The organism is Rhodococcus sp. 14-2483-1-2, assembly GCF_002259405.1.
Taxonomy (GTDB): Bacteria; Actinomycetota; Actinomycetes; order Mycobacteriales; family Mycobacteriaceae; genus Rhodococcoides.
The window spans coordinates 67139-92912 of the sequence record NZ_NPFW01000003.1 but is presented as its reverse complement, the minus strand read 5'-3'; the positions used below and the strand labels follow the sequence as shown (position 1 = coordinate 92912).

At 62.8% G+C, this 25774-nt stretch carries 23 protein-coding genes; 13 read left to right on the top strand and 10 right to left on the bottom strand.

The window, feature by feature from the left end; genetic code table 11:
- Positions 1-1638 (bottom strand): class I adenylate-forming enzyme family protein, encoded by a 1638-nt coding sequence (locus CH295_RS02330; RefSeq protein ID WP_288143170.1) that lies wholly within the window; start codon positions 1636-1638, stop codon positions 1-3.
- A gap of 185 nt (positions 1639-1823) precedes the next feature.
- On the opposite strand from CH295_RS02330, the gene CH295_RS02325 reads away from it, so the two are divergent.
- From CH295_RS02325 to CH295_RS02305, 5 genes are all read left to right on the top strand, one after another.
- Positions 1824-2861 carry a hypothetical protein gene (locus tag CH295_RS02325; protein WP_094739668.1) on the top strand — a complete coding sequence of 346 codons (1038 nt, stop codon included), beginning with the start codon at positions 1824-1826 and terminating at the stop codon, positions 2859-2861.
- A 48-nt stretch (positions 2862-2909) separates the two neighbouring features.
- A complete protein-coding gene (locus CH295_RS02320; RefSeq protein WP_094739667.1) occupies positions 2910-3686 on the top strand; it encodes an SDR family NAD(P)-dependent oxidoreductase in 777 nt (258 codons plus the stop codon).
- 289 nt (positions 3687-3975) lie between these two features.
- Positions 3976-5280, top strand: coding sequence for an MFS transporter (locus CH295_RS02315; RefSeq protein WP_170945713.1), 1305 nt, complete (start codon positions 3976-3978; stop codon positions 5278-5280).
- Between the two features lie 67 nt (positions 5281-5347).
- Positions 5348-6808 carry an aldehyde dehydrogenase gene (locus CH295_RS02310; RefSeq protein WP_094739665.1) on the top strand — a complete coding sequence of 487 codons (1461 nt, stop codon included), beginning with the start codon at positions 5348-5350 and terminating at the stop codon, positions 6806-6808.
- Between the two features lie 29 nt (positions 6809-6837).
- On the top strand, positions 6838-7956 hold the full coding sequence (locus CH295_RS02305) for an NDMA-dependent alcohol dehydrogenase (RefSeq protein ID WP_094739664.1): 1119 nt from the start codon (positions 6838-6840) through the stop codon (positions 7954-7956).
- Positions 7957-8332: 376 nt separating this feature from the next.
- Here CH295_RS02305 and CH295_RS02300 read toward each other — a convergent pair whose 3' ends face one another.
- The gene (locus tag CH295_RS02300) at positions 8333-8611 is read right to left on the bottom strand and encodes a hypothetical protein (protein WP_037192427.1); all 279 of its coding nucleotides are present in this window, start codon (positions 8609-8611) and stop codon (positions 8333-8335) included.
- A gap of 180 nt (positions 8612-8791) precedes the next feature.
- On the opposite strand from CH295_RS02300, the gene uvrA reads away from it, so the two are divergent.
- On the top strand, positions 8792-11224 hold the full coding sequence (gene uvrA / locus CH295_RS02295; protein WP_094739663.1) for an excinuclease ABC subunit UvrA: 2433 nt from the start codon (positions 8792-8794) through the stop codon (positions 11222-11224).
- Positions 11225-11423: 199 nt separating this feature from the next.
- On the opposite strand, the gene CH295_RS02290 is transcribed toward uvrA, so the two are convergent.
- From CH295_RS02290 to CH295_RS02280, 3 genes are all read right to left on the bottom strand, one after another.
- Positions 11424-11765, bottom strand: coding sequence for a hypothetical protein (locus tag CH295_RS02290; RefSeq protein ID WP_094739662.1), 342 nt, complete (start codon positions 11763-11765; stop codon positions 11424-11426).
- 439 nt (positions 11766-12204) lie between these two features.
- Complete coding sequence (locus tag CH295_RS02285; RefSeq protein ID WP_252341873.1) at positions 12205-12942, bottom strand: alpha/beta fold hydrolase; 738 nt, start codon at positions 12940-12942, stop codon at positions 12205-12207.
- A gap of 82 nt (positions 12943-13024) precedes the next feature.
- Positions 13025-13552, bottom strand: a complete 528-nt coding sequence (locus CH295_RS02280) for a phenolic acid decarboxylase (RefSeq protein WP_094739660.1) — start codon at positions 13550-13552, stop codon at positions 13025-13027.
- 64 nt (positions 13553-13616) lie between these two features.
- Between CH295_RS02280 and CH295_RS02275 the strand changes: the two genes are divergently transcribed.
- The 6 genes from CH295_RS02275 to CH295_RS02250 all read left to right on the top strand — a co-directional run bounded on the left by CH295_RS02275 (position 13617) and on the right by CH295_RS02250 (position 19196).
- On the top strand, positions 13617-14108 hold the full coding sequence (locus CH295_RS02275) for a MarR family winged helix-turn-helix transcriptional regulator (protein ID WP_094739659.1): 492 nt from the start codon (positions 13617-13619) through the stop codon (positions 14106-14108).
- A gap of 246 nt (positions 14109-14354) precedes the next feature.
- A complete protein-coding gene (locus CH295_RS02270; protein WP_094739710.1) occupies positions 14355-15176 on the top strand; it encodes a mycofactocin-coupled SDR family oxidoreductase in 822 nt (273 codons plus the stop codon).
- Between the two features lie 9 nt (positions 15177-15185).
- A complete protein-coding gene (locus CH295_RS02265) occupies positions 15186-16019 on the top strand; it encodes a mycofactocin-coupled SDR family oxidoreductase (RefSeq protein WP_094739658.1) in 834 nt (277 codons plus the stop codon).
- Positions 16016-16951: an AAA family ATPase gene (locus tag CH295_RS02260; protein WP_094739657.1), complete on the top strand. Its 936-nt coding sequence runs from the start codon at positions 16016-16018 to the stop codon at positions 16949-16951. Before CH295_RS02265 ends, CH295_RS02260 begins: the two co-directional genes overlap by 4 nt.
- 69 nt (positions 16952-17020) lie before the next feature.
- Complete coding sequence (locus tag CH295_RS02255; RefSeq protein WP_094739656.1) at positions 17021-17944, top strand: vWA domain-containing protein; 924 nt, start codon at positions 17021-17023, stop codon at positions 17942-17944.
- Positions 17945-18032: 88 nt separating this feature from the next.
- Positions 18033-19196, top strand: a complete 1164-nt coding sequence (locus CH295_RS02250; protein ID WP_094739655.1) for an epoxide hydrolase family protein — start codon at positions 18033-18035, stop codon at positions 19194-19196.
- Here the strand turns inward: CH295_RS02250 and CH295_RS02245 are convergent.
- The 5 genes from CH295_RS02245 to CH295_RS02225 are packed head-to-tail and all read right to left on the bottom strand — an operon-like array spanning position 19179 to position 23399.
- Positions 19179-20492 (bottom strand): MFS transporter, encoded by a 1314-nt coding sequence (locus CH295_RS02245; protein WP_094739654.1) that lies wholly within the window; start codon positions 20490-20492, stop codon positions 19179-19181. The genes CH295_RS02250 and CH295_RS02245 overlap by 18 nt on opposite strands.
- Before the next feature lie 21 nt (positions 20493-20513).
- A complete protein-coding gene (locus CH295_RS02240; RefSeq protein WP_094739653.1) occupies positions 20514-21743 on the bottom strand; it encodes an alpha/beta hydrolase in 1230 nt (409 codons plus the stop codon).
- Positions 21740-21985, bottom strand: a complete 246-nt coding sequence (locus CH295_RS02235) for a hypothetical protein (protein ID WP_094739652.1) — start codon at positions 21983-21985, stop codon at positions 21740-21742. Before CH295_RS02235 ends, CH295_RS02240 begins: the two co-directional genes overlap by 4 nt.
- Entirely contained in the window at positions 21982-22617 is a 636-nt protein-coding gene (locus CH295_RS02230) for a VOC family protein (protein WP_037192410.1), read from the bottom strand. The genes CH295_RS02235 and CH295_RS02230 overlap by 4 nt, the downstream gene beginning before the upstream one ends.
- 29 nt (positions 22618-22646) lie before the next feature.
- Complete coding sequence (locus tag CH295_RS02225; protein ID WP_037176300.1) at positions 22647-23399, bottom strand: maleate cis-trans isomerase family protein; 753 nt, start codon at positions 23397-23399, stop codon at positions 22647-22649.
- A 252-nt stretch (positions 23400-23651) separates the two neighbouring features.
- Between CH295_RS02225 and CH295_RS02220 the strand changes: the two genes are divergently transcribed.
- Positions 23652-25754: a hydantoinase/oxoprolinase family protein gene (locus tag CH295_RS02220; protein WP_094739651.1), complete on the top strand. Its 2103-nt coding sequence runs from the start codon at positions 23652-23654 to the stop codon at positions 25752-25754.
- Positions 25755-25774 lie beyond the last annotated feature (20 nt).

The window sequence follows — 25774 nt, the reverse complement described above, 5'->3', positions numbered from 1 at the left end:
TCAATCCGCGGCCGCTTTCTGCTCTGCCGCCAAGAGCTCCTTGAGGCGGAATTTCTGGATCTTGGTGGCAGACATCGGCCAACTGGTGACAAATCGAACCTCTCGTGGGATCTTGTACGACGCGAGATGGCCCCGGCAATATTCGATGAGTTCTTCGGCATCGGCATGCCCGTGCGGCAGCAGTTCGACGAAAGCCACCGGCTCCTCCCCGTATCTCTCGGACGACCGTCCGACAACCTGGGCCATTTGCACTGCCGGATGGGTACCCAGGTGCGCTTCCACCTCGAGAGGTGTCACGTTCTCGCCGCCCACCTTGAGGATGTCCTTGATCCTGCCGAGATACAGCAGCGATCCGTTGGCGTCGACGACACCCAGGTCACCGGTGCGGACCCAGCCGCCGCGAAGGATGGTTTCCGCTGTGGACCGTGGATCGTTGTAGTATCCGCGAAGCGCGTTCACCCCGCGAAACTGTATTTCGCCGGAAACATCGGGCGCAACGATCTCGTCCTCGAATCCGGGCTCCGTGATGCGAACTTCGATACCGGGCAACGGTCGTCCATTCCGCAACAGACGCTCGTCATCGCCGGCTGCGAGCGGTGTGGCAGTGATCATCCCCGCGCCCTCGGTCATCCCGTAGTCGGTAAGTAGCACAGTTTCGGGAGGCAGGAGGTCGCGGATCATCGTCTGCATTTCCGGCGGGGATACGTTGAGAACGGTACGTACGAACGCCATCTTCGCGGCGTCGTAGTCCGGTGATCGCACGATAGCGAGCGTCAGCGCCGGAAAGGCCGGGAACAGATGTTCAGCATGATTTCGTCGGATGTGTTCGAGCGCCGACGACGGCTCGAAGTGGGTCATCGACATCATGGCAGCTCCGCGTACCAGCGCAGCGACTGTCACACCGATTCCGGCGACGTGAAAGAACGGGCACGGTGTCCACATCGATTCGTTCGCTTCGAATCCGACCAGGTCCGCATAGGCCGACCAGCTCCGCAGTAGGGCACCGTGAGTGAGCTCGCAGCCTTTGGGATTCGAGGTCGTGCCAGAGGTGTAGAGCAGCATCGCCAGACTGTCGATGCCCTCGTATGACGTTGCCGCGGCGAGCGTTTCGTCGTCGATCCCAATTCCTGCCTCGACGAGGTCTTGGAGCGGGTCGGCAAACGGAACCCGCTTGACTCCTTCGAGAAAGATATGTCGTAACCGCGGTGCGCCGGCCGCGGATCCTCTCGAGCCGTAACTGGACTCACGCAGACCTGGAAGCGAGTCCGCGAGCAGCGAGGTGAAGTCCGTGTACTCGTCGACGGCGTCGGTAGTGATCAGAATTTCGGCATCGCAGTCAGCCAGGACGAAGCCGAGTTCTCGGCGACGGAACCGCGCGTTGATCGGTACCAGGACGCCACCGGCGAGGTAGGTGGCGAACATCAACTCGACGTACGAAGGGGAGTTGGGCATGAGAATGGCTACGTGCTGGCCGGGTTTGAGCCCCACCGCGACCAGTCCCTTGGCGAAAGCAGCAGCCCGTTCGAATAGCTGCCCGTAGGTCGTGTCGGTGTTCGGAAACGACACGAACGTGCGCTCAGGATGGACCGCGACACGGGACCGTAGGACCCTGGACAGCGTCTGAGATACGTCGCCCACCTCATGTCGGGACGAAACGGTGGAACTTTTCACTCGAACACCTACCTGGTTGTCGAACTACGGCAACTAACAAACGGAAGTTTGACAAGACTTCGCTGCCCGTGTCAAGGTCGGTCAAGCCTTGCACCACTGATGACCTCATGTGCGCAAATCGGACGAATCGACAGTCGAAGGATGGCAACACCATGCGCTACCACGTGTATCTCGAAGACGAGCCGACACTCGAGTCCTACCGACTGAGTCATCAACCACGACCGGGGTACGCGCCGGTCTTCATCTGTCCCTTCGTCGTACTCACCGACGCTGCGGGCAACACCTACAACGCCATGCGTGGCATACAGGGCCAGAACAAGAACACGACGATGAACATGGGCACCTACCAGCTCAACAACGTTCTCGACGAGCAGTGCCCAGTGCTGTTCCCGTATTCGGAGAATCCGATCACGGAGAACTACCGAATCACCGAAACGGCCGACGCGGTCAGCTATGTGGGCGAGACGTGGCGATTCGACTTCGGGGTGGACACCTATCGGTGGACGGACGGCGGCGGCCGGCTGGACTTGACGGCGGAACGACTGGGCCAGGTGTGCACTTTCTGGGTGCCCGAGCAGGACGGTTACGAGTACCCGCAAATGTTGCGATCGCACCTGGGCAAGGTCAGCGGAACACTGGACGGTGAGCCCGTCGAGGGTCTCTTCATGCTCGATTACATCTACAGCCGACCAGACGCCATGTGGACCGAGATGGGAATGCTGACCAAGCTGCACAACGTATGGCTCAATTGGCTCGTCGAGTACGAGGACGGAACCTACGAAGGTGGATACGCGTGGCGAGGACGTCCGGGAACGGGCTTCGCAGCTGCTCACCACGTCGCGGACGGAGTCAGTACCGCACGAAGCGACGCATCCATCGACACCCACTTCACCGAACGCGGAACCGTCACCTCGGTCGACCTCGGGTTGGGTCCGGACACGAATGTGACTCTCGCGCAGGTCGGTTCGACCGACTGGCCCCTGCACACGTGCGGCACGGTGAGCTCGATCAACCGCGAGAAGAAGATCGTGAAGAGCTGGAATTACACCGAGTTCTTCCCGCTGAACTGGCAGGCAGTCTCGGACTATCAGTCGGCCCACCTTGGTCTCTTCGGGCGGCACCCCTCCTTTGCCAAGCTCATGAAGGGCGCTCGAATCGAGAATCAACTGCTGGTCTTCGACGGGCAATAGCCGATCCTCTTCGGCCAATCGCATTACGACATCGAAAGGTTTCAACGCATGAGCCGACTAGAGGGCAAGATAGCGCTGGTAACTGGTGCATCGAGTGGAATCGGCCGAGCGATCGCCCTCGAGCTCGCGCGGTCGGGTGCTGCCGCAGTCGTCGTCGCCGACCTATCCGACGGGCCGCGTGAAGGTGGCCGAAGTACTACTGCATTGATCGCCGAATCCAGTGACGCCGAAGCGCTTTTCGTTCACTGCGATGTCTCGGACTCTGCTCAGGTGACGGCGGCCGTCGGGGCTGCTGAGTCCTTGGGTGGTCTCGACGTCCTGGTGAACAACGCAGGAATAGTCGGTCCAGGTTCTCGGCTGACCGAGATCGACGATGACGCGATCGATGCGGTGTTGCGGGTCAACATTTGCGGAACGCTCTACGGCTGCCGCGCTGCCGCGCGGGTCATGACCCCTCGTGGCAGCGGGAGCATCGTGAACGTCTCGAGTGTGGTCGCGTTGGGTGGATCGAGCCGAACGAGCGTGTATGCCGCGTCCAAGGGTGCCGTGGCGGCGGCGTCGTACGCACTCTCCGCGGAACTCGGTCCCCGCGGTATCCGTGTCAATGCCGTGCACCCAGGAATGATCCAGACCGCCATGACCACCCAGGATCAACAGCTCGCGGCGGGCACCGTGGGGGAGACACTCAGCGTACGGGTGCCTTTGCGGCGTACCGGAACCCCCGACGATGTAGCGAAAGCCGTTGCGTTCCTTGCCGGCGATGATTCTGGCTATGTCACCGGGACGTCAGCCGTTGTGGACGGTGGTTGGTCGCGAGCTCTCTGAGCTGGCTCGACCTCGCTTCGAATTTGCTCTTGTGTGTGACCTGGAGCACTGCTATGGTTTACCAAACCATCGTTTGGTGGTTAGTTCATACGAGCTATCGGCGCTTCCGCCTCGGCCTCGGCGCAACCCTGCTCGGTCACGACATTCGTTTCGGCTCGAGCGTATTTCCACCGCCGGACGCCTGCGATGAACGTCAACTCGTCAGCGAACCCAGGAGAGCTCCAAGATGTCAGACGCCCCAGCGACGAACGCTCCAAGCGAGTTCTCGCCCGAACGAGCAAATCAACTGATGCGCAAGATCGCTTGGCGGGTAGTACCGCTGGTGTTCATCGGGTACATGTTCTCGTTCTTCGATCGCAGCAACATCAGCTTCGCCGCCCTGACCATGAACGAGGACTTGGGAATGTCTTCGTACACCTACGGTTGGGTGGCCGGCATCTTCTTCGTGGGCTACATCTTGCTCGGTACGCCGAGCACCTTGGCGCTGGGCCGGTTCGGGGCCCGGTTCTGGTTGAGTTCGTTGATCGTCACGTTCGGCGTCATATCGGTCGCGACGGCATTCTCGACATCGGTATGGCACCTGGCACTGCTGCGCTTCCTTCTCGGCGCTGCCGAGGCCGGCGTATTCCCCGGAATTATCGTGTACTTGGCATCGTGGTTCCCTGCGCAGTATCGCGGACGGATGCTCACCGCTTTCATCGTCGCTGTCCCGGTATCGGCGATGATCGGCGGCCCTCTCGCCAGTGCAATTCTGAATCTGAACGGAACCCTGGGTTTCGAGGGTTGGCGATGGTTGTTCGCCGTCGAAGGAATACCGGCAATTCTGATCGGACTCGTCGGTTTTCGCTACATCGCTTCGACCCCGAAAGACGCGCGTTGGCTCACCGGTGAGGAACGGGCGTGGCTGGTCGATGCGCTGGCAGAAGACAACAAGGCGCCAGGGGCCTTGACCAAGGTCAGTGCCTGGAAGCTTCTGACGAATAGCAGACTCGTCGTCATCGCAGTCGCACAAACAGCGTCCGTGATGGCCTTCTACGGCGTGTCGCTGTGGCTACCCCAGCTGTTGAGAGAGATTACTTCGTCCGTAACAGCTATCGGTTGGTTGTCCGCCGTGCCGTACGCTGTCGCGATCCCGGGCATGATCCTGATCGGTCGACGATCCGATCGCACGCAGGATCGCGCAGCCCACGTGGCTTTCGCGTACGCGTTGATGGCAGTCGGCCTGTTGCTTGCCGTGATCGCAGGAACAACGGTCTGGGCCTTGATCGGACTTTCGCTCGTGGCGATTGGCACCTGGGGCGGTCAATCATCGATATTCGCGCTACCGGGCAAGCTTTTCGGTGCGGCCAGCGCCGCCGCAGGCGTTGGCTTGATCAGTTCGATAAGTAATATCGGCGGTTTCGGCGGTCCCTACTTGATCGGGGCTTTGCGTGACTCCGCTGGTGGTTTCACGGTGCCCTTCCTGGTGCTTGCCGCGATTACGGCCGTCAGTGCGCTTGTCGTCGCAACATTCGTGCGCAAGTGGGAGAACTCTGTGGTTGCGCCCGTCGAGTCCAGCGATATGTGCCCCGAAACGCGTTCAGTCAAAGGTTAATTCGGCACATCAAACCGCCATGGCCACGTCCGAACGGCCGTCGTCTCACCTCTTGGAGGGTAATAGTATGACTGTTTCCGTAGGTACGAGCATCAGATCGTTCGACAAGCTGTTTATCGGCGGGCACTGGATCGACCCCAGCACCGCCAACCGGATCGAAATTGTGTCGCCGATCACGCAGGAGATCATTGCCAGCGTCCCCGCGGCGGGCAATGCGGATATCGATACCGCAGTCGCCGCGGCGCGGACTGCCTTCGACGATGGCGTGTGGCCGTCGCTCAGCGCAGTCGAGCGTGCCTCACTCATGAACCGGGTGGCCGATGAGATCGAAAAAAGAATTCCTGAAATGGTGAAATCGTTCACGGCCGAGGTCGGTGCACCGCTGGCCGTGAGTCAAAGCTTTCATGAGATGGCACCGGCATTGTGGCGCCGAAACGCCGAGCTGATCAAGACCATTCCGTCCGAGGACGCGCGCTCCTGGGACGGTGGCGGCGGCGTCGTCGTACGTGAACCGGTGGGGGTTGTAGGTGCGATCGTGCCCTGGAACGGACCGGTAGCGAACGTGAGCCTCAAGATGGCGCCAGCCCTAGCTGCGGGTTGCTCCGTCGTGGTCAAACCGGCATGGGAAGGGCCGGCCAGCACATTCCTCCTCGCCGAAGCCCTCGAGGCTGCCGGACTGCCCGATGGGCTCGTCAGCATTGTTCCAGGCGGCCGCGAGGTCGGGGAATATTTGGTCGGGCACCGAGGTGTCGACAAGATCTCGTTCACCGGGAGCACCGCGGCGGGTCGACGGGTCATGGAGGTGTGTGCACAACGAATCGCCCGCGTCACGCTGGAACTCGGCGGAAAATCCGCTGCGATCATCGCCGAAGACGCTGATCTCGACGGTGCGCTTCCATTCCTTGTCGGTGCCAGCGTAGGACACAGTGGACAGGTATGCGCTGCTCTCACTAGGGTTCTCGCGCCGCACAGTCGGTACGACGAGATCGTGGACGCGCTCGGCGCGGCGCTGGGCGCTCTTCGGGTAGGAGATCCCTTCGATCCAGATACCGCCATCGGCCCCTTGGTGGCGGAGCGTCAGCGCACCCGTGTGGAGGACTACATCAGGCTCGGGCGCGAAGCCGGTGCACGTGTCGTGGTTGGCGGCGGACGTCCGGCCCACCTCGACCGCGGCTGGTACGTCGAGCCGACTCTTTTTGCAGACGTCGATAACAGCATGCAGATCGCGCGGGAGGAAATCTTCGGTCCGGTACTCGTCGTTCTTCCATACGAAGGGATCGACGAGGCCGTGGCAATTGCGAATGACTCGGAGTACGGGCTGTCAGGTGCCGTGTTCACAGCCGATCCCGAGTACGGCGAGCAGATCGCACGCAGGATTCGAACCGGCCAGATCTATGTGAACAGCGCAGGGATCTGCACCGCCGAGCCATTCGGAGGCTTCAAGCAGTCGGGCCTCGGCCGTGAAGGTGGTGCCGAGGGCATCGGCGCTTTTCTCGAAACCAAACTGATCTCCAGGGCCGGGGCATGAACAAGACATCGACGAAAGGGTCGCACACAATGAAAACAAAAGGCGCAATTCTTCGGGGTGCCCCGGGCAAATTCGAGACTGCGGAGATAGAACTCGAGAAGCCACGAACTGGCGAGCTCTTGATTCGGATGGCCGCAGCGGGACTCTGCCATTCCGACGATCACATGGCTACGGGCGACATCCCGGCAGGTTCGTATCCTCTGTGCGGTGGCCACGAAGGTGCCGGGATCGTCGAAGAGATCGGGCCGTCGACGCTGGGTTGGGAAGTCGGCGATCACGTCGTATTCAGTTTCGTGCCTGCATGTGGACACTGTCACTGGTGCGCCATCGGCAAGCAGAACTTGTGCGACCTCGGCGCAAACATGCTCGCCGGAACCCGATTCGAAGACACCACGAGCTACCGAATGAGCATCGGTGACGAGCCGGTCGGTCAGATGTGCGGACTGTCCACATTCAGTGAATACACAACCGTCAGCGTCAATTCCGCGGTTCGAGTCGACAAAAGCCTGCCACTCGACAAGCTCTCGTTGCTCGGCTGTGGTGTGGGCACCGGGTGGGGTTCGGCCGTGAACGCAGGACAGGTCGGGCCGAGTGACACGGTGATCGTCATGGGTGTCGGTGGTATCGGCACAAGCGCAGTTCAGGGCGCAGCGCACGCAGGTGCCCGCGATGTGATCGCCGTCGATCCCGTTGCTTTCAAGCGGGAGACCGCGTTGAAGTTGGGTGCCACGCATGCAGTCGCGTCGATCGACGAGGCCAACGAACTCGCGCGGACTTTGACCAATGGTGCCGGGGCCGACGTCGCCATTGTGACAGTAGGTGTCACGACCGGACAGCACATCGGACAGGCCATCGGTGCAATTCGTAAGGCAGGGATTGTCGTGGCTACTGGAGCTGGTCCTGCGACGGTATCGGATGTCCCGATCAATCTCCTCGAGTTCACGATGTCCGAGAAGAAACTCGTCGGTGCACTTTACGGTCAATCGAGTCCGATGGCAATGATTCCCCGTCTTGCAGACCTTTACTCGACGGGGCATCTGAAGCTGGACGAAATGATCACGCAGACATATACATTGGACCAAATCGCCCAAGGATTCGAGGATATGCATGCGGGCTCCATCATTCGTGGAGTCGTACTGTTCGATTGAGCCGGCTGCCGCAGGTGACGGCAAGGTGGAGAGACCTTCGATGCCCGAGTGGTGACACTAGGGTAGCGGCGATTTTCGACCGGGAGGGTCGCCCAGCGCGGTCCGATTCTGCCGACGCGAGGGAAGTTCGGTGCCACATGTCGCAACGTTCGGGCATGTAGTAGACCGCGCAATGTGCGAGAACCATTGCGCATAATCGCCGAGCTCGACGTTGTGGACGGAATCCTGCCTCGATCCATCCATAACTTCGAGTTCGGCTGAGGCATCTGAATACGCCCTACGGCTTCGTGTCGCTTTGGTCGAGTGGGAAGTGCGAGAGATGCTGCCTAGCAACAGATAACAAAGGTGGTCGTAGCGCTGCTCGCTCTGTCACCGTTCACACGACGGTGGCCGCGTATGCCACGAACACCACGAACATGGCCGCGCCGCCGAGAGCTGCGCCGATCATGGCCTCGCGGCCATTGGTCGCCAGGCCCTTCTCGTCCCGGCCCACGCCGACCCACCCGCACACCACCGCGGCGACACCTGTTGGGACCGCGACAAAATCCCCGATGAAGGGTACGAACGCGCAGACCAGGGCGATGATGCCCAGGGTCAGCGCGGCACTGCCGGCACCGTTGCGAAACAGCGGCCGGGTGGTGTGTTCCTCGGCCATGCCGCCTCCCTCTTCCTGGTCCTGATGCAATGGCTCGATGCACGGGTCCGTCGCACGTGACACGACGACCAGACCCACCAAAAAGATACCCTCGATATGCTCAGAGGCGTGATGGGACCGATGCACCGCACCTCGCCACTTCTGTGCCCTCGGGTCGAGGACGCCAGCTAGGCTCGTTCGGTGACGGACTCAACGTGGGACGGGTATGTCCGTGTGCGCGGCGCTACCGAGCACAACCTGGCCGCTGTCGATGTCGACATACCCCGCAACGCGTTCGTCGCGTTCACCGGTGTGTCGGGGTCCGGGAAGTCGTCACTGGCTTTCAGCACGTTGTACGCCGAAGCGCAGCGACGCTACTTCGAGTCGGTTGCCCCCTACGCGCGTCGACTGCTTCAGCAAGTGGGCGCTCCCCATGTCGCCTCCATCACCGGCCTTCCGCCGGCCGTTGCGCTGCAGCAACGTCGAGGTTCGCCCAGCTCACGCTCGAGCGTCGGCACCATCACCACGATGTCCAACCTCCTGCGCATGCTCTACTCCCGGGCCGGTACCTATCCCGACGGTGCGCCGCTGCTGTCGGCGGAGGCGTTTTCACCCAACACCGTCGCCGGGGCCTGTCCGCGATGCGGCGGGTTGGGTGAGTTCCATGACGTGACAACGGAACTGCTCGTTCCCGACCCGTCGCTGAGCATTCGTGAGGGGGCGATCGCGGCGTGGCCGGGTGCCTGGCAGGGCGCAAACCTGCGCAGCATCGTCAGCGGCATGGGTATCGACATCGACGCGCCGTGGCGCACGCTGAAGAAGAAGGACCGAGACTGGCTTCTCTTCACCGAGGAAAACCCCAAGGTATGGATCGAACCCGAAGAGGGCCGCGTCGACCACAGTTACGAGGGCAAGTTCTGGAGCGCCCGCAGCCATGTCATGCATGTTCTGTCGGACTCGAACAGCGAGCGGATGCGGGACCGCGCGCTGCAGTTCACCGAGACCGTCCGCTGCCCGATGTGCTCCGGCAGTGGACTGCGCGCCGACGCGCTGGACGTCACCATTGCCGGCCACTCGATCGCCGAGATCAATGCGCTCTCGCTGACGGAACTTGCCTCTGTACTGCGCCCCATCGCCGAACAGTCGGGGGAGGCCGCGGAGGTGGCAGTACGTATCACCGCCGACCTGCTGGCCAGAATCGACGTGTTGCTCGAGTTGGGCTTGGGGTATTTGGCGCTCGGGCGTAGCTCGACGACGCTCTCGCCTGGCGAGACGCAGCGGTTGCGGATCGCCACTCAGCTCCGTTCCGGTCTTTTCGGGGTGGTGTACGTGCTGGACGAACCCTCCGCGGGACTGCATCCCGCGGATGCCGAGCCACTGCTCGACGTCCTGGACCAGCTGAAGGCGTCGGGCAACTCTCTTTTCGTCGTCGAACACGACATGGATGTGGTCCGCCGCGCCGACTGGGTGGTCGATATCGGTCCCGCGGCCGGCGAGGGCGGCGGACGGGTTCTGTACAGCGGTCCTGTCCCTGGGTTGGAGGAGATCGAGGAATCGGTCACCGGCAGGCACCTCTTCGGTCGAGCGGAATCCGAGCAGCGGGAGGCGCGTCCCACCCAGGACTGGCTCACGCTGACCGGGGTCACCCGGCACAATCTGCGGGAGCTGACGGCCGAGTTCCCACACGGGGTGCTGACGGCGGTGACAGGTGTGTCGGGCTCGGGTAAGTCGACACTCGTCAGTCAGGTCCTGTTCGAAGTGGCGCGTCACCGGCTCGAGACCGCGGCCGACGAGGACGAGGACGCGCAGATCGAGGTCGACGTGGCCGAGGTCTCCGGAATGGAGACGTTCACCCGCCTGGTCCGGGTGGATCAACGCCCCATCGGCCGAACCCCGCGTTCGACACTGGCCACCTACGTCGGAATGTTCGACATCGTCCGCAAATTGTTCGCCGCCACCGACGAGGCCAAGGCCCGCGGATGGTCACCAGGACGGTTCTCCTTCAACGTCGCCGACGGACGATGCCCCACGTGCCAGGGCGACGGTTTCGTCGAGGTGGAGCTGCTGTTCCTTCCCGGCACCTATGGCCCTTGCCCCACCTGTCACGGTGCGCGATACACCTCGGAGACTCTCGAAGTCACCTGGCGCGACAAGACAATTGCTCAGGTACTGCACATGTCGGTGGACGAGGCAGCGGTGTTCTTCGCCGATATCACGGGCGCATCGCGCAGTCTGGAGACCTTGCGCGATATCGGGCTCGGCTACCTTCGGCTCGGTCAACCCGCCACCGAGCTGAGTGGCGGAGAAGCGCAGCGCATCAAGATCGCCACCGAACTGCAGCGCACCCGCCGTGGCACTGCCCTCTACTTACTGGACGAACCGACCGCAGGGCTTCATCCCTCCGACGTCGCACTGCTCATGCGTCAACTGCACCTGCTTGTCGACGCGGGCAACACCGTGGTGATGGTGGAACACGACTTGGATGCCGTAGCTTCCGCAGACTGGGTCATCGATCTCGGTCCCGGCGGCGGCGACAACGGGGGCACCGTGGTGGCCACCGGGACGCCCGCCGAAGTGGCGGCGTCCCCGGACAGCATCACGGGACCATATCTGGTCCGACGGCTCCAATCCTGAACGGCCGCTTCGTCTTACTCCGGTGCTGCTGCTGGCCTTCGGCCTCGGAGCACTGAACACCTCGATAGGCCGACGAGGGTAAGTGGTGATGCCACTGTCCTACATGACCGGGATACTTCGATGAGCGACGGTCGCACCGCGCGGAGGGCGTCAGAGGCGAGCATCTTCACCTCTGACGCCCCGTCGGCCACCGGCGGAATCATTGCCGGTGCACGGCTTTTCTATTCAGCGAACTGGTCCTCCAGCTCTGTACCAGCTGGTCGTGAATCGGTGATTCGTCATTGATGAACGCGATCCGCTGCGCCAGCGTCAACCCCGGGTCGGTGAACGGGTCCACTGGCATGCAATCGGCCGACTCGGACTTCGGACTGCCATCCGGATTGACGAAGTCAGCGCAGCTCGGCAAAGAGCCGGGATCGAAGGACGCGGGTGATGCGGCCGCAGGGGCGGCAAAGCCTCCCAGCACGGCACCGGCGGACAACACCCCTCCCGCAATCCCGGTCATGATTCGATTTCGTCGTGAAATGTGCGACAGCGCCATTACTGTTCTCCTTCGGCTTTTCGGTCGCGCTCTCTGCGCGACACCAACGACCCTGCCTGTCGAATGTCACGGCTACGTCCCTGGCGTGGAACAATCAGTTCCAATTTCCCGGCCACGTCCGCACAACCCTCGTGGTACTCAGGCACTGCATGAGTTCGGTTCGTACCCAACGTATTCGGGACTGTCTTTGCCCCGATACCGCGCCGGATTCGGCACGCCGTCTTCGCATCTGATGGGGTCGACCGCAGTAGCGGCAACGGACTGCTACCGGCCGACGGGTTCCGATTGGGACTCGTGTTCGCGACTTGTGTGGACAGTGTCCCTGGTGCTCCTGGATCCGACCGGTACGCGGAAGGTCGCCGATCCCGTGCAGTCGAATCGACCGTCGATATCGACGGATTGTGCAGCAGTGCAGAGGGTTCCGATAGAAGTCACCGTCTCACGCAACGGGAGCAGATGACCCCCGTGTTCGATCGGATTTCGGTAGCCCCGTCAACGTCAGCAGACGCGTGAGGAGTTCATCCCGCCACGCACGCGATGACCAGGCGTGGTCGGCACCGGAGATCGCTGTGAAGGTCGCGTGAGGCAGAAATTCTGCGTAGCGGCGTCCGTACTCGAGTGGCACGATCTGGTCATCGGTGCCATGGATGATGTCGACGGGACCGCTGTATCCGGCCGCTGCGTCGTACACGTCGAGACCGTCACGGACATCGTCGATGAAGGCTTGCCCGAGCCACATGCCGCCGAAGTCGAGGCCGCCGTTCTGTGCGACAGTATCCAGCGGTTGGCCCTGGATCTCGTGTTCGACGGTGATGTCGTCGACGACGACGCCGGCAGGCGACCATAGTGTGAGGGTGGCCACCAGGTCGGGGTGGCGTGCGGCTGCTATGGCCGACTCCACTGCGCCGAGGCTGTGAGCCACGATGTGGACCGGCGCAGATCGATCGGTGCCGAGGGCTTCGATCATGCTCGACACCTGTTCGACCTCGTCGCGCAGGGTGATGTCCTCGAACTCGCCGTCGCTGACGCCGTGGCCGAGTCGGTCGTACGCGCGTACGAACGCTCCCGCTTTCGCCAGCTGCCGAGAGGTCTGCACGAACAGGCGCTGTGGTCCGACGCTGGAGTCGCTGAAGCCGTGCACGATCAGAATGGACGGCGCTGTTTCGTCGGCGTTCATGGGTCGATACTCGCTGCCACGAATCACCTGGCCATGATGAGAGAGCGTAATCGGGGCCATCTCAGGGTTCTGGAGGCTCATCTCAATTGCTCCTGTCGGCGAAGCCTGCCGGTAGATCGGCGGGCGCGGTGTCGATCACGGTCTCGTCGTCGATGCCGACGAACTCGAACAAGGTGATGTGCGCGAACTCGGGCACGACGTATGTCGGATATGTGGGGCCTTCATCACGGAGTCGGCGCATCTCGTCGAGGTGGTCGTTTTGAAACAGGACGGTTTTCGACCCGTCCAGTTCGACCCAATGGGGGAAGAAGATGGTGCCGTGCAGAACGCGGTCCTCGGGTACGACGTTGACGACGACGCTCGTGCCGGTGGGTTCGTTCCACGAGATCTTGTAGACCCCGCGGCCCAGTCCGACGAGGTCGACTTCTTGTCCCTTGACCCACCGGCCTCCGACCATTCCCGAGTGGATGCGGTAGTCGATGGTGGTGGCGTTCTTGACGTACATCTCGTATTGCCACCCGTTTGCGTAGGTGTAGATGAACCGATGGCCGACTATCGAATTCAGGGCCTGTTCGGGGGCGGGCTCGGTGATGCTGGTGTGAATGTCCATGGCAATATCTTCACCCGGAAGTACGTTTGTTGCAAACCTAAAATTGGCTGAGTAGTCTGGCTCGATGGACGATTCCGACAGCGCACCCGGTCTCGCCGATATCGCACGTCGCCTGAGTGCGGAGATAGGTCCGTTCCGGCGCGTGCTGCTCAACACCTCCCGCTCGCGCGCTGGGCTCGCGGCTCTACCCGACGCGCAGATCGAGATTCTGAGACGGCTCTTCCCGGACAAGTGGGAGGGGCCCACAGTGCTGGGGCGTCAGCTGGGGTTGGCTCGACCCACGATCAGCAACCTCGTCCGAACCATGGAATCGGACGGTCTCGTCGCTCGCCGCCCCGACGACTCGGATGCGCGAAGCATGCGCGTCGGCCTCACAGATCTTGCTCGCGAACAACTTCGCATCTACGACGTCGCGGCGGAGGGGCTTCTTGTGCAGATACTCGCCGACCTGACGCCGGCCGAGCAACGCACCCTCCGTGACGCCACTGCGCTGCTCGGCCGAATCCGCGCGGCGCTCGAACGCGGCGACGACCTGCAGCGGCGACAGAGTACGTGAGGGCTCGGCGCGCAATTCACTTCGATCCTTCACTTCGCGTGCACGTCTGAATCGGTCGTTCTGTTCTCCTGTCCGCCGAACGTAAATCGACAACGATTCAAGTAATTCGGCCACATCTGCACTGGGTGTCATATAACGTCGATTCATGTCCCGCAAATCGGACATACCGCCGCGAACGTGCTCGGCCATTCGTCGAATCGTTCTGCGCTCGTGCCGTTTTCATCCGACGATCAAGGAAGTTCGATCATGGGAAAGCTCGACGGGAAAGTAGCCTTCATCACCGGTGCCGCACGTGGACAGGGGCGTAGTCACGCGCTTCGTCTCGCGCAAGAAGGTGCCGACATCATCGCAGTCGACATATGCGCACAGATCGATACGGTCGCGTATCCGATGGCCACCTCGGAGGACCTCGCGCAGACAGTGAAGGAAATCGAGGCTCTCGATCGGCGAATCGTCGCCAAGGAAGCCGACGTCCGCGATTACGACGCGCTGAAAACGGCGGTGGACTCCGCGGTGGCCGAACTCGGTCCGATCGACATCATTCTGGCGAACGCCGGGATAGCACCGCAGGGTGCCGAGAACCCGGACCAAGTGAAGACTTTTCGCGATGTTGTGGAGGTCAATCTGTTCGGTGTGTGGAACACCGTTCAGATCGGGGTTCCGAGCATGATCGACAAGGGTCAGGGCGGGTCGGTCGTGTTGACCAGTTCGACGCAGGGCCTTTCCGGTGCGGGCGGCAACGGGTCCGGTGCCGGTGACGGCTACGCGGCCAGTAAGCACGCGGTCGTGGGTCTGATGCGCACGTTCACGAATTGGCTTGCCCAGTACTCCATACGCGTCAACACCGTGCACCCGACCGGAGTGAACACGCCGATGGTCGTCAACGATGTCATGCAGAAGTTCCTCACCGAAAACCCCGATGCCGCAGCCATGCTCGGCAATTTGCTTCCGGTACCGATGATCGAAGCGATCGATATCAGCAACGCGATCGCATGGCTCGTGTCCGACGATGCCAGGTACGTCACCGGCGTCACCTTGCCCGTCGACGCCGGCTTTCTGGCGAAGTAGGAGACGGACATGGGAAAGTTGGAAGGTAAGGTCGCGTTCATCACCGGTGCCGCTCGCAGTCAGGGGCGAAGTCACGCGATACGCCTCGCTCAGGAGGGTGCGGACATCATTGCCGTCGACCTGTGTGGACCGGTCGACACCATCGAAATGTATCCACCGGCAAACGACGCAGATCTGGCCGAAACGGTGAAGCAGGTCGAGGCGCTCGACCGACGGATCGTGGCCACCAAGGCCGATGTTCGCGACTCGGCCGCGCTGAGGAAGGCCGTCGACGACGGCGTCGCCGAACTGGGCCGCCTCGACATCGTCCTGGGCAACGCAGGAGTGTTCGAGATCGCGCCTGCCCTCGACATCACCGACGACGCGTGGCAGAACATGATCGACGTCAACCTCACCGGCGTCTGGAACACCTGCAAAGTTGCACTGCCGCATCTGATCGCAGGCGGCCGCGGTGGTTCCATCGTGTTGACGAGTTCGACGGCCGGACTGAAAGGTACACCGAACACGGTGCACTACACCGCGGCCAAGCATGGTGTCGTCGGCATAATGCGCACTCTGGCAAACGAATTCGGCCAACACAGTATTCGCGTGAACACGGTTCACCCGACCGGCGTGGACACCGTCATGATCCAGAATCCCAAGACATGGGGGTTGTTCGCGCCCGATGATCCGAACCCGTCCCGAGAGAAGTCGGCACCGATCTTCCAGAGCACCAACACATTGCCGGTTCCGTGGATCGAGGCAATCGACATCTCGAACGCCATAGCGTTCTTGGTCTCGGACGATGCTCGATACATCACGGGTGCAACGCTTCCGGTCGATGCGGGGTACACCGTCAAATGACCGGCACTGCGTCGATCGGTGAGGTGCGCCGCCGGATTGCGACGCACCTCGTCGGTCGAGATCGTGAACTCGATCTCCTGTTGGCAGCGGTCGCGGCCGGGCGCGACCTGCTCCTCGAGGGTCCGCCCGGCACCAGCAAAAGCACTCTGCTCGACGCGATCACGTCCGAGTGGGCCATTCCACTGTTCTTCGTCGAGGGCAACGCCGATCTGACACCGGCTCGAATTGTCGGGCACCACAACCCGGCTCGGGTTCTTCGCGAGGATTACAGCGAGGACAACTTCGTACCGGGACCGCTGATCGAGGCGATGCGCACCGGCGGTTTCCTCTACATCGAAGAGTTCAACCGCGCACCCGAGGACACCCTGAACACGCTTCTGACCGCGATGGCGGAACGACGTATCGTGATCCCGCGCGTGGGAACCGTCCACGCATTACCGACGTTCCGCCTCGTGGCATCGATGAATCCCTACGACAACGTCGGCACGACGCGGCTCTCGACGAGCGTCCACGACCGCCTCTGTCGCCTCGCCATCGGCTACCAGGATGCCGAAGCCGAACGCGGCATCGTGGGCCTACGCAGCGAATCCGACTCCGTACGAATCGTTGCCGACGCGGTAGCCATCACCCGGATGACGCGTGAGCACGAGGACATCGTCCAGGGCAGCAGTGTGCGCGGGGCAATCGATCTCACCCTCGTCGCACAGCAACTGGCAGAGCTGCGGGGAGTGAACCTTCCCCTCTCCACCGACATCGATCCACCCAGAGATCTACCCGAGGACTACCAGCAGGTGATGCTCGACGCGATGTACGTGGCCCTCTCCGGGCGCATTCACGTCGACGAGACATCCGACGTACCAGCAGAATCGATTTTGCACACCATCTGGCAGGACCACTTCGTGTTGCACCCCGCCGCGGCGGCACCTGGTTGAAGAGCCGTCGAGGTCGAATCGCCGATCACACGACCGGGGACCCGTCGGTCGTCGGGGACTCTGAAGCCGTTGCGACGCAGGCCGAAACAGCTGACGGAGTCACCGTCGGTGTTCCGTCCGGGCGGCGGGAGCGGTGCGGTGCTGATCGCCGAGGGGCGCAGCAAGCCGGGTAAGGCTGTCGGTGAGAACAACCCGTCGGCACCCGGGTTCACCGAGGAATCGGCCGAAGTGATTCCGCTGAACGACGCGACCGAGAACGAGTCGACTGCCGACGCCGCGACGCGGGCCCGCGCCCGGAAGATCGCGGCGCGTTTGGCAGTTCGACGTCCACGGCTCGATGCACGCGCGCGACGTGGTGCCGGCGAGCTGACGTCTCTGCGCTACCGAGGTGGCAGTGACGAGATCGATCTCGACCGCACTCTGGACGTGTTGGCGGCAAACCCGATACCCGAAGAGGATGACATCGTCGTCCGAGAACGCCGTCACACCAAACATTCCATCGTGCTGGTGGTCGACATCTCCGGGTCGATGAAAGGTGAACGGGTACGGACTGCGGCCGCGACCGTCGGCGCTCTGACCAATGAGATGAATCGAGACAACCTGGCTGTCGTCGCGTTCTGGTCCGACGCGGCCGTACTGACTCGATTCGGCGACTCACGGACCCCGCTGGGAATTCTCGACACCGTTCTCCGCATCCCGGCGCGGGGGCTGACCAATGTGCAGTTCGCGCTCGAGACCGCGGCGGGGCTCCTGCGCACGGTATCCGCCCCCGATGCGCGGGTTCTTCTGCTCTCGGACTGCGTCCACAATGCCGGTCCCGATCCGCGACCGACCGCGGCGAGAATTCCGCGCCTCGATGTATTGCTGGACACGTCCGGGGAGAAGGACGTCGACCTCGGACGGGATCTCGCTCGCATAGGTCACGGACGTATACGGACCATCAAGACCTACCGCGACGTAGGACCGGCGCTGAGTGCACTGTTCGGTGGGTGAGGTGTGGAAGTGGGCCCGATCGAGTCGCGCGGCCGATCGGTCGTGATTGCGGACCGTAGCTGTCCGCGATAGGTCTCATGATGACATCATGACAATCACTGAGCCTCCCATCCCGTTTGTTGTCGACGTCCCGCAGTCGGAGCTCGACGACTTGGTTCGACGTGTTCGCGACGCACGTCTGCCCGAGCCCCTCGGTACCGACGACTGGAGTACCGGAGTCCCTGTGTCCGTGCTTCGTTCGATGGCGAGCACCTGGGTCGACGACTTCAGCTGGCGAGAGGTGGAGAAGCGGCTCGCGTCGTTCCCTCAATTCATGGTTGAGATCGACGGGCAGCGTATCCACTACCTGCACGTGCGGTCCTCGCGCTCCGACTCGACTCCAGTGCTGCTGTGTCACGGGTGGCCGGGGTCGTACCTGGAGTTCCTCGACCTCATTCCACTACTCACCGAGCCGGACGACGCCGACCTCCAGGCATTCGACGTTATCGTGCCATCGGTCCCAGGATTCGCTTTCTCCACGCCGCTGGCAGGCGACGGGTGGAGTACCGATCGCGTCGCACAGGCGTTCGTGGAGTTGATGAGCTTCCTCGGATACGGCTCCTATGTGGTGCAGGGCGGCGATTACGGTGCAGGAGTCGCACCGGCGATGGGTCGTCTCGATCCGGAGCACTGCACGGCCATACATGTCAACGGGTCCATCGGCGCACCCTTCCAGGAACCCGACGAGGCAGAACAGAAGCGTTGCAGCGAAACCGAATTGGACCGTTACCGGCGCGTGGGCGAGTTCATGGAGTCGGAGTTCGGGTACATCTCCATCCAGTCGACGCGTCCACAACTGATCGGTGCCGCTCTGACGGACAGTCCCATCGGTCAGTTGTCGTGGATGCTGGACAAATTCCGCGCGTGGACCTACCCGTTCGACGAGGAACCGGACGGTGCTCTCGGCCGCAACCGGATTCTCGCCCACGTCACCCTGTACTGGTTGACGCGGAGCGCCGGTAGCGCCGCCTACACCGTCTACGCGGCGGACGGAGGGGCTTGGGACGGTCCAAAGGCAAAGCCGTCACAACCGGTGGGTGCCATCATGTTCGCGCACGACATCGGCATCAGGCACCTTGCGGAACAGGAGTTCGACATCGTGCACTGGACGGAGGTCCCGGATCTCGGTGGTCACTTCGCGGCGATGGAGGAGCCGGTGCGCCTTGCGGCGGATCTGCGCATGTTTCTATCCGCGCTACAGTCGGCCGGTTGACCGACCGCTGGGGGTGGAGACAGTCGCCGCGGCGGCCGACAAACGCCGTCCAGCCGGAATCAGAATCGTCACACCGGCACCGATGATCGCAGGCAAGGCGAAAGCCAACAGCTGAGTGCTGGTTCCCGCGCCGGCGGCAACGAACAGTCCGCCGTACGTGGGACCGACGATCGCGCCGAGTCGTCCCACCGCGAGTGCGACGCCCAGTCCTGTGGTTCGGCACGACACGGGGTAGTAACTTCCGATGAAGGTGTTCAGCAGGATCTGCGTCCCGGTCGTTCCCATTCCTGCGATCAGCACCAGAACGTACACGATCCAGATCGGGGGAGTGGTCGCAATCAGTGCCAACGACACTGCTGCACTGAGGAATCCGAGGGTAGTCACAGGTTTGATTCCGAACCGGTCCGCCAGATAGGCGCCGCCGAGCGCGCCCACTGCACCGCCCACGTTGAGCACCAGCAGGAACGACAGTGCTGCGCCGAGCGGGTATCCGGCCGATCGCATCACCGCAGGCAACCAGGTCGCGACGCCGAACAACACGAGGAGACACAACAGGGTCATCACCCAGAAGGACAACGTCACTCGCGCACGGTTCGCGGTGAACAGCGCACCGATTCCGCGATCAGTCGATGTCGGATCACTGCCGGGGTTCTCCTCTACCTCCGCGAGACCGTACCGATTCGAGATCGTCTGTGCCGCATCGCTCCTGCCCTGCGAGTTCAGGAAAGCGGGCGATTCGGGGAGATATCGGACCATCATCGGCAGAATCAACAACGCCGGGATCATTCCAGCCGCGAACATCGCTCGGAAGCCGAACTCCGGAACGAGCCACAGGGACAGGATTCCGGCCGCGATACCGCCGACACTGGTGCCCACGAATCCCAGTGCGACCGTTCGTGCCCTGGTGTCGAGCCGGGAAAATTCGATCAGCATCGACGCCGCGGTCGGCATCAGAACTCCTGCCCCGACGCCGACGACAAATCGCGCTGCTCCGAACATCTCGGGCGAGGGCGCAAGTGCACAGCATCCCATTGCGGCCGAGAACAAAGCGACCGCGGCGATCAAGGCACGTCGTCTACCCCAGCGATCTGCGATGCTGCCAGCGGCCAGTGCCCCGACCAACATGCCGACGCCCACCACGGATCCGAGTACACCGACGGTCGCCGGATCCAGATCCCACGGCTCGTACGCCAGCAGCGACGGCACCACCGTTCCGTACATCAGAAGGTCGTACCCCTCCAACGTCAAGGCCGCCAGGCACAGCGCAACGACGGGAGAAAAAGTGTTACGTGACATGATATTCCGCTCGCGAGAGGGTCAGATGAAGTGTCGGGACAACCAGGCACCGATGTCGGCGGCGGCCAGAGAAGCGCCGGTGGGCGCGCCGTCGCGAATGGGGCCACCGAAGTGGGTGCCCTCGATCGCTACGCGGGACTTGTCCACTGAGCCCAGAGCCTCGACCATCCTCGACGCGTCCTCCGGAAAACACGCCTGATCGCCGGTCAATTCGACGAACAACGACGGGACCGTGACCGACGGTGCGCACCGAACGAAGTCGGCATTGGAGCTCGGACCGGACCATGTCGACAGCCAGGCATCCGGCGTCGACAAGCGAGCGAAACCGACGAGTCCGTAATTCGTCAGATCCGGCCGTCGGCCGAACAACGAACCGTAGGGGCGAGCGTTGGGGCTCAGCGACTGGTCCATGAACCTCAGGTCCGCGTCGGTTCGATAGACGGTCAGTAATCTCGGTGCCAACGCATCTCGACGATCGGCAGGATTGCCGCTTGTCTCGAAACGCCGTCGGGCAGCGGATGCTTCGGCGACCCGTGACCGCGCGATCGCGTCGAGCCGAGCGACTCGCTCGAGCTGAGCGGCGCGATACCTCTGAACGAAATCGGTGGAATAGGTGGAGCTTTCAGGTACGTCGACAAATCCGTTCGCCGTGTCGAAGGGATCGAGTGCCGGGTCGACGGACATGGGGTCCGATTCGTCGACGACGGACGGATCGATCAGTCGCAGCAGCAGCGCACCCTGTCCGGGGTGCGGAGCCATGAATATCGCACCGTCCGGCACTGGCATCTCCGCGGACGCGAGGTCGATCGGTCGACCTGCAGGCGTTGCCGCCAGCCGATCCCCGGGCGCGAGACCGGCTTGCTCGTGGTAGAACGCGAACAGGGTGCCACCGCCCGAGTGTCCCAGCGTCACAACGTGATCGAAGGAGCGCGAGCGTAGGAACACCTGCCCGGCGGCGGCGTCGAGCAATGCCTGCTCGTGCACCAGGGAGATGTCGTTGTTCACCGATCGCGTGCCCTGAGTCCACACTGCGTATCCGCGGGCGAGCAACTCGGGCACGAGAACGTGATGCGTCAGGTCCTGTCTCGGGTGCATCAGGGCAACGACCGTCTCGGCACCGGGGACCGTGCGCAACACACCGCTGACCTTGGCGCCGTCCGCGGTGGTGAGCTCGTGCGCCGAGGTCACCGTGTTCGACGGAGCCTCGGCGGCATCGATGTACCGGCCTGCGCCGAGTCGGGTCCGAGTCATGACTGCTCGACGCGCAGGGCGTCTTTGTCCCACTGTGTGATTCGAGACTGCGACAGCCCGGAGACGCTGCTGTACCAGACGGCGTGCCTGCATCCGGTGGCCCGACGATCGATGACGATGTCCCCGTCCGAGACTATGCGGAAGTACGGGCCGACGTGGTCGACGCGTACGGCTGGGTCGATGTCGGCCACCGATGCGATAGTGGTGTTCTCGGGAATGTCGAGTACGTACAACGTGGTCACGAAACCCCCACCTCGTTCTCGGCCGACCAGTCGGCCGCACGTTCGACGATCAGTTCGGCCTTGCGGGTCAACAGGTTCGCCATGCTCGGGTCGGGTCCGCGAACGACGTCGATCAGGGCGTCGATCGTGAGGTTCGCGTCGAGGTCTTCCTGCGGCGTGACCGGACGCATCGCGCGGGTGAGCTCGATCATGTAGCCGTTGGGATCGTGTGTGTAGATCGACTCGATCGTCTCGTGTTGGATCTGCATCTCCACGGGCCAGTCGCTGCCGTCCAGCCGCCGCCGGTATTCCATCAGGTCTTCTTCGCTGTCGACGTGGATTGCCAGGTGACGCGAGCGGATGAAGAAGATCGGTACGTCCTCGGCGAAGCGTGAATAGGAATCACCCTGTGGTCCACCGTCGAACGGTTCGAGGCCGAAGTAGTAGAAGAACGCGAGTCGGTCGTCGTTGCCGATGTCGAAGAAGAAGTGAATGAAGTCGGGATGCTTCTCCGGGCCCCACCCTGCGGCGCAGATGGAGTGGACGACGGGGAAGCCGAGCACGTCGCGATAGAACTCGACCGTTGCCGCCGGATCGAACGTGGGGTAGGCGACGTGGTCGACGCCCCGGACCTTGTGTGGCAAGTCGGACATGAAGATTTCCTCTCTACGAAAGTGACGATCTACGAGGTGACGACGGCGTCTGCCCGGAGCAGTGAGCCGGCGTCCGGGAGATCGACGGGTAGGTCCAGCGCACGGAGCAGGCTGTAGGCACCTGCCGTCGCGGCCGACAGAACGGGGATGCCGAACTCGTCCTCGGCAGCCTGGACGAGCGGTAGGGACGGCATCTGTACGCACGCGGAAATCACCAGGGCGTCGGCACCTGTGAGATCCAGGGACCGTGCCGCGTCCATGACTCGTTCGCCTGGGATGCAGCCGACTTCGGCGTTGTCGGAGACCTCGAGTGCACGCCAGTCGAGGACGCGAATGCCCTCGGCCTCGATGTACTCGACCACCTTCTCCGCGAGCGGTCGCATGTACGGCGTCACCAGAACGATGTTCTTCGCGTCCAGAGCCCGCAGGCCTTCCACGAGAGCGCCCGCGCTCGACCTGACGGCTGCATCGGATCCACCCGTGGCGAGTTGTTCCGCGATCAGCCCCTCGACCCGTTGGTGTTCCCCGGGTCCCGCGACCATGAGGGCGACGAGGCACGCGTAGAGAATTGCGTCGATTCCGGCATCGCCCAACTCGAGGATGCATCGTTCGCGCTGGGCGTTCATGGCCCGCAATTGCTCCGGCGACACGGCCTGCATGCGCATGCGCGAGGAGTGGAACGAGAACCGGGCATCTCGATGTCGCGCCAACAGGGCGGGCATCTCCGTTTCCACGGTGACGTTGGAGCTCGGTACGACCAAGCCCACACGATGAATACTCATGAACTGCCTTTCGGTAATTGACGCTGATGACGAGTATTCGACGTTTGCGACGATTCGTCAAGCGGCCTGGAGCTGGGGAATCGAATCCGGGTGTCCGGTCGGGCAGTATCGAGGGAAGTGGCAGCACTCACATTCATGCTTGACATGTCGTCGGTCACGTCGAATACTCGACGCAGACGTAAGCAGTGTTCGAGGGTGTTTCGCTCTCACACGCCAGAACGTCTTCGACTCGGACCTAAGGAGCACACCGGCATGACCTATGTGATCGGAGTGGACGTCGGCGGAACGTTCACGGACGCAGTACTCGACGACAGTTCCGGCACCGTGGTCGCTGCAAAAGCGCCCTCGACTCCACCCGACTATTCCCAGGGGGTCATCGACGTTCTCGAAGCGTTGGCCGAACAACTCGGATGCCCGGTGCAGGAAATGCTCGCGAACACCCACCACATCGCGCACGGCACCACGTCCTCGCTCAATGCTCTGGTGATGGGCAACGTTCCGCCGGTCGGATTCCTGACCACCAAGGGGCATCGGGATTCGATCTACATCATGAACGTGGAGGGCCGTTACCTCGGTGGCTCTCCCGAGCAACTGCAGAACGTGTTGGGACAGAGCAAGTCCCACGGTCTCGTCCCCAAGCGACACGCACTCGAGGTCACCGAACGCCTCGACCGTGACGGCACGGTCGTCGTCGCGCTGGACGAGGAGTCCGCGCGCGTCGCCATCCGAAGCCTCGTCGACGACGGCGTCTCCGGCATCGCGGTCTCGCTGCTCTGGTCGTTCCGTAACCCTGTGCACGAGCAGCGCATTCGTGAGCTGGTCCACGAGATCGACCCCGACATGTTCGTCTCGCTGTCCTCCGAGGTGAGCCCGCGCATCCGTGAGTTCGCGCGTAACGCGACGACGATCATGAGTACCCAGATCGGCCCGGGATTGCGCGACTACCTCGGCTCGTTGGAAAAGAAGCTTCGCGCCCTCGACCTCGCCGGCCCACTCCTGGTGATGCAGAGCAACGGCGGTGCCGTTGCCGCAGCCGAGGCCCCGAAGAACGCGATCAGCACAGTCGGGTCCGTGTTGACCGGCGGCGTGGTCGGTGCGGTATCACTCGGAAAACAGCTCGGTCACAAGAACATCATCGCCACCGACGTCGGCGGCACCACCTTCCTCGTCGGCCTCGTCGTGGACGGTGAGCCGGTGCGTGCGTCGAGCACCATCATCAATCACCACCCGATCAACGTGCCCACGCTGCAGGTGCACGCCATCGGCTCCGGTGGCGGTGCCATCGCGTGGGTGGATGCCGGCGGCAACCTCCAGATCGGGCCGCACAGCGCCCAGGCGGTACCCGGACCTGCCTGTTACGGACAGGGTGGCACCGAACCCACCAATGCCGACGCCAATCTCGTCCTCGGGATCCTCCCCGAACGCGGATTGCTCGGTGGTCGCAAACCACTCGACAAAGAGCTGGCGCGCGAGGCCATTCGACGCCGCATCGCGGAACCGCTCGGTCTGTCGATCGAGGACGCAGCCGCCGCGATCTATGCCGTCCAGAACGCACAGACCGGCGACCTTCTGCGCAAGACCGTCGTCGAAGCCGGGCACGATCCGCGCAACTTCGTTCTCTACGCATTCGGTGGAGCCGGCCCGTCGCATTGCGCTGCCTATGCCGCCGAAGTCGGCGTCAAGGAAGTCATCGTTCCGCTCGGGCAGGTGGCATCGGCGTTCTCGGCCTACGGTCTTGCGTCGTCGAACATCGTCCTCGCGGCCGAGCTGTCCGACCCGGCGGCGATGCCGCTCGATCCTGCTCGCGCAGAAGCTAATTTCGACGGCCTCGAGAAGCGAGTCCGTGAAGCCCTCGGTCGACAAGGACTCAATTTCACGTCTGTCCAGGTCGAACGTGAAATCGACATGCGGTACACGATGCAGTTGGCAGAGGTTGCCACCACCATTCCCGAAGGCTCGCTCGACTCGTCGAGCGTCGCACACGCGTCCGACCTCTTCGAGCAGCGCTACGCAGACTTGTACGGGAAGGACAGCGGTTTCCGTGAAGCAGGTATTCAGGCGATCACCTACCGCGTGCGTGCAACCGGCGTCCTGCCGTTCTCACCGACGCTCCCCGAGCTGAAGTCGGCCGACTCCGCCGACGCCTCGGTCGCTCGCATCGGCACCCGAAAAGTCAACTTGGACGGCCGAATCGGCTACGTCGACACCGACATCTACGACTACAGCAAGCTCGCCGCCGGGCACGTGCTCGCCGGCCCCGCCATCGTCGAAGTCCCGACGACCACAGTCGTCGTCCCGCACGGCACCACCGGAACTGTCGACCGCCTCGGCAACCTCAACATCGTCGCCGGCTGAGACCACAGGAGAACCGAACC

Excerpts from the sequence above, each read along its gene's own strand:
- CH295_RS02250 (WP_094739655.1), top strand. The coding sequence starts at position 18,033 with ATGACAATCACTGAGCCTCCCATCCCGTTTGTTGTCGACGTCCCGCAG.
- CH295_RS02325 (WP_094739668.1), top strand. The coding sequence starts at position 1,824 with ATGCGCTACCACGTGTATCTCGAAGACGAGCCGACACTCGAGTCCTAC.
- CH295_RS02300 (WP_037192427.1), bottom strand. The coding sequence starts at position 8,611 with ATGGCCGAGGAACACACCACCCGGCCGCTGTTTCGCAACGGTGCCGGC.
- CH295_RS02305 (WP_094739664.1), top strand. The coding sequence starts at position 6,838 with ATGAAAACAAAAGGCGCAATTCTTCGGGGTGCCCCGGGCAAATTCGAG.
- CH295_RS02310 (WP_094739665.1), top strand. The coding sequence starts at position 5,348 with ATGACTGTTTCCGTAGGTACGAGCATCAGATCGTTCGACAAGCTGTTT.
- CH295_RS02320 (WP_094739667.1), top strand. The coding sequence starts at position 2,910 with ATGAGCCGACTAGAGGGCAAGATAGCGCTGGTAACTGGTGCATCGAGT.
- CH295_RS02245 (WP_094739654.1), bottom strand. The coding sequence starts at position 20,492 with ATGTCACGTAACACTTTTTCTCCCGTCGTTGCGCTGTGCCTGGCGGCC.
- CH295_RS02275 (WP_094739659.1), top strand. The coding sequence starts at position 13,617 with ATGGACGATTCCGACAGCGCACCCGGTCTCGCCGATATCGCACGTCGC.
- CH295_RS02220 (WP_094739651.1), top strand. The coding sequence starts at position 23,652 with ATGACCTATGTGATCGGAGTGGACGTCGGCGGAACGTTCACGGACGCA.
- CH295_RS02285 (WP_252341873.1), bottom strand. The coding sequence starts at position 12,942 with ATGAACGCCGACGAAACAGCGCCGTCCATTCTGATCGTGCACGGCTTC.
- CH295_RS02240 (WP_094739653.1), bottom strand. The coding sequence starts at position 21,743 with ATGACTCGGACCCGACTCGGCGCAGGCCGGTACATCGATGCCGCCGAG.
- CH295_RS02225 (WP_037176300.1), bottom strand. The coding sequence starts at position 23,399 with ATGAGTATTCATCGTGTGGGCTTGGTCGTACCGAGCTCCAACGTCACC.
- CH295_RS02270 (WP_094739710.1), top strand. The coding sequence starts at position 14,355 with ATGGGAAAGCTCGACGGGAAAGTAGCCTTCATCACCGGTGCCGCACGT.
- CH295_RS02290 (WP_094739662.1), bottom strand. The coding sequence starts at position 11,765 with ATGGCGCTGTCGCACATTTCACGACGAAATCGAATCATGACCGGGATT.
- CH295_RS02230 (WP_037192410.1), bottom strand. The coding sequence starts at position 22,617 with ATGTCCGACTTGCCACACAAGGTCCGGGGCGTCGACCACGTCGCCTAC.
- CH295_RS02265 (WP_094739658.1), top strand. The coding sequence starts at position 15,186 with ATGGGAAAGTTGGAAGGTAAGGTCGCGTTCATCACCGGTGCCGCTCGC.
- CH295_RS02315 (WP_170945713.1), top strand. The coding sequence starts at position 3,976 with ATGCGCAAGATCGCTTGGCGGGTAGTACCGCTGGTGTTCATCGGGTAC.
- CH295_RS02260 (WP_094739657.1), top strand. The coding sequence starts at position 16,016 with ATGACCGGCACTGCGTCGATCGGTGAGGTGCGCCGCCGGATTGCGACG.
- CH295_RS02280 (WP_094739660.1), bottom strand. The coding sequence starts at position 13,552 with ATGGACATTCACACCAGCATCACCGAGCCCGCCCCCGAACAGGCCCTG.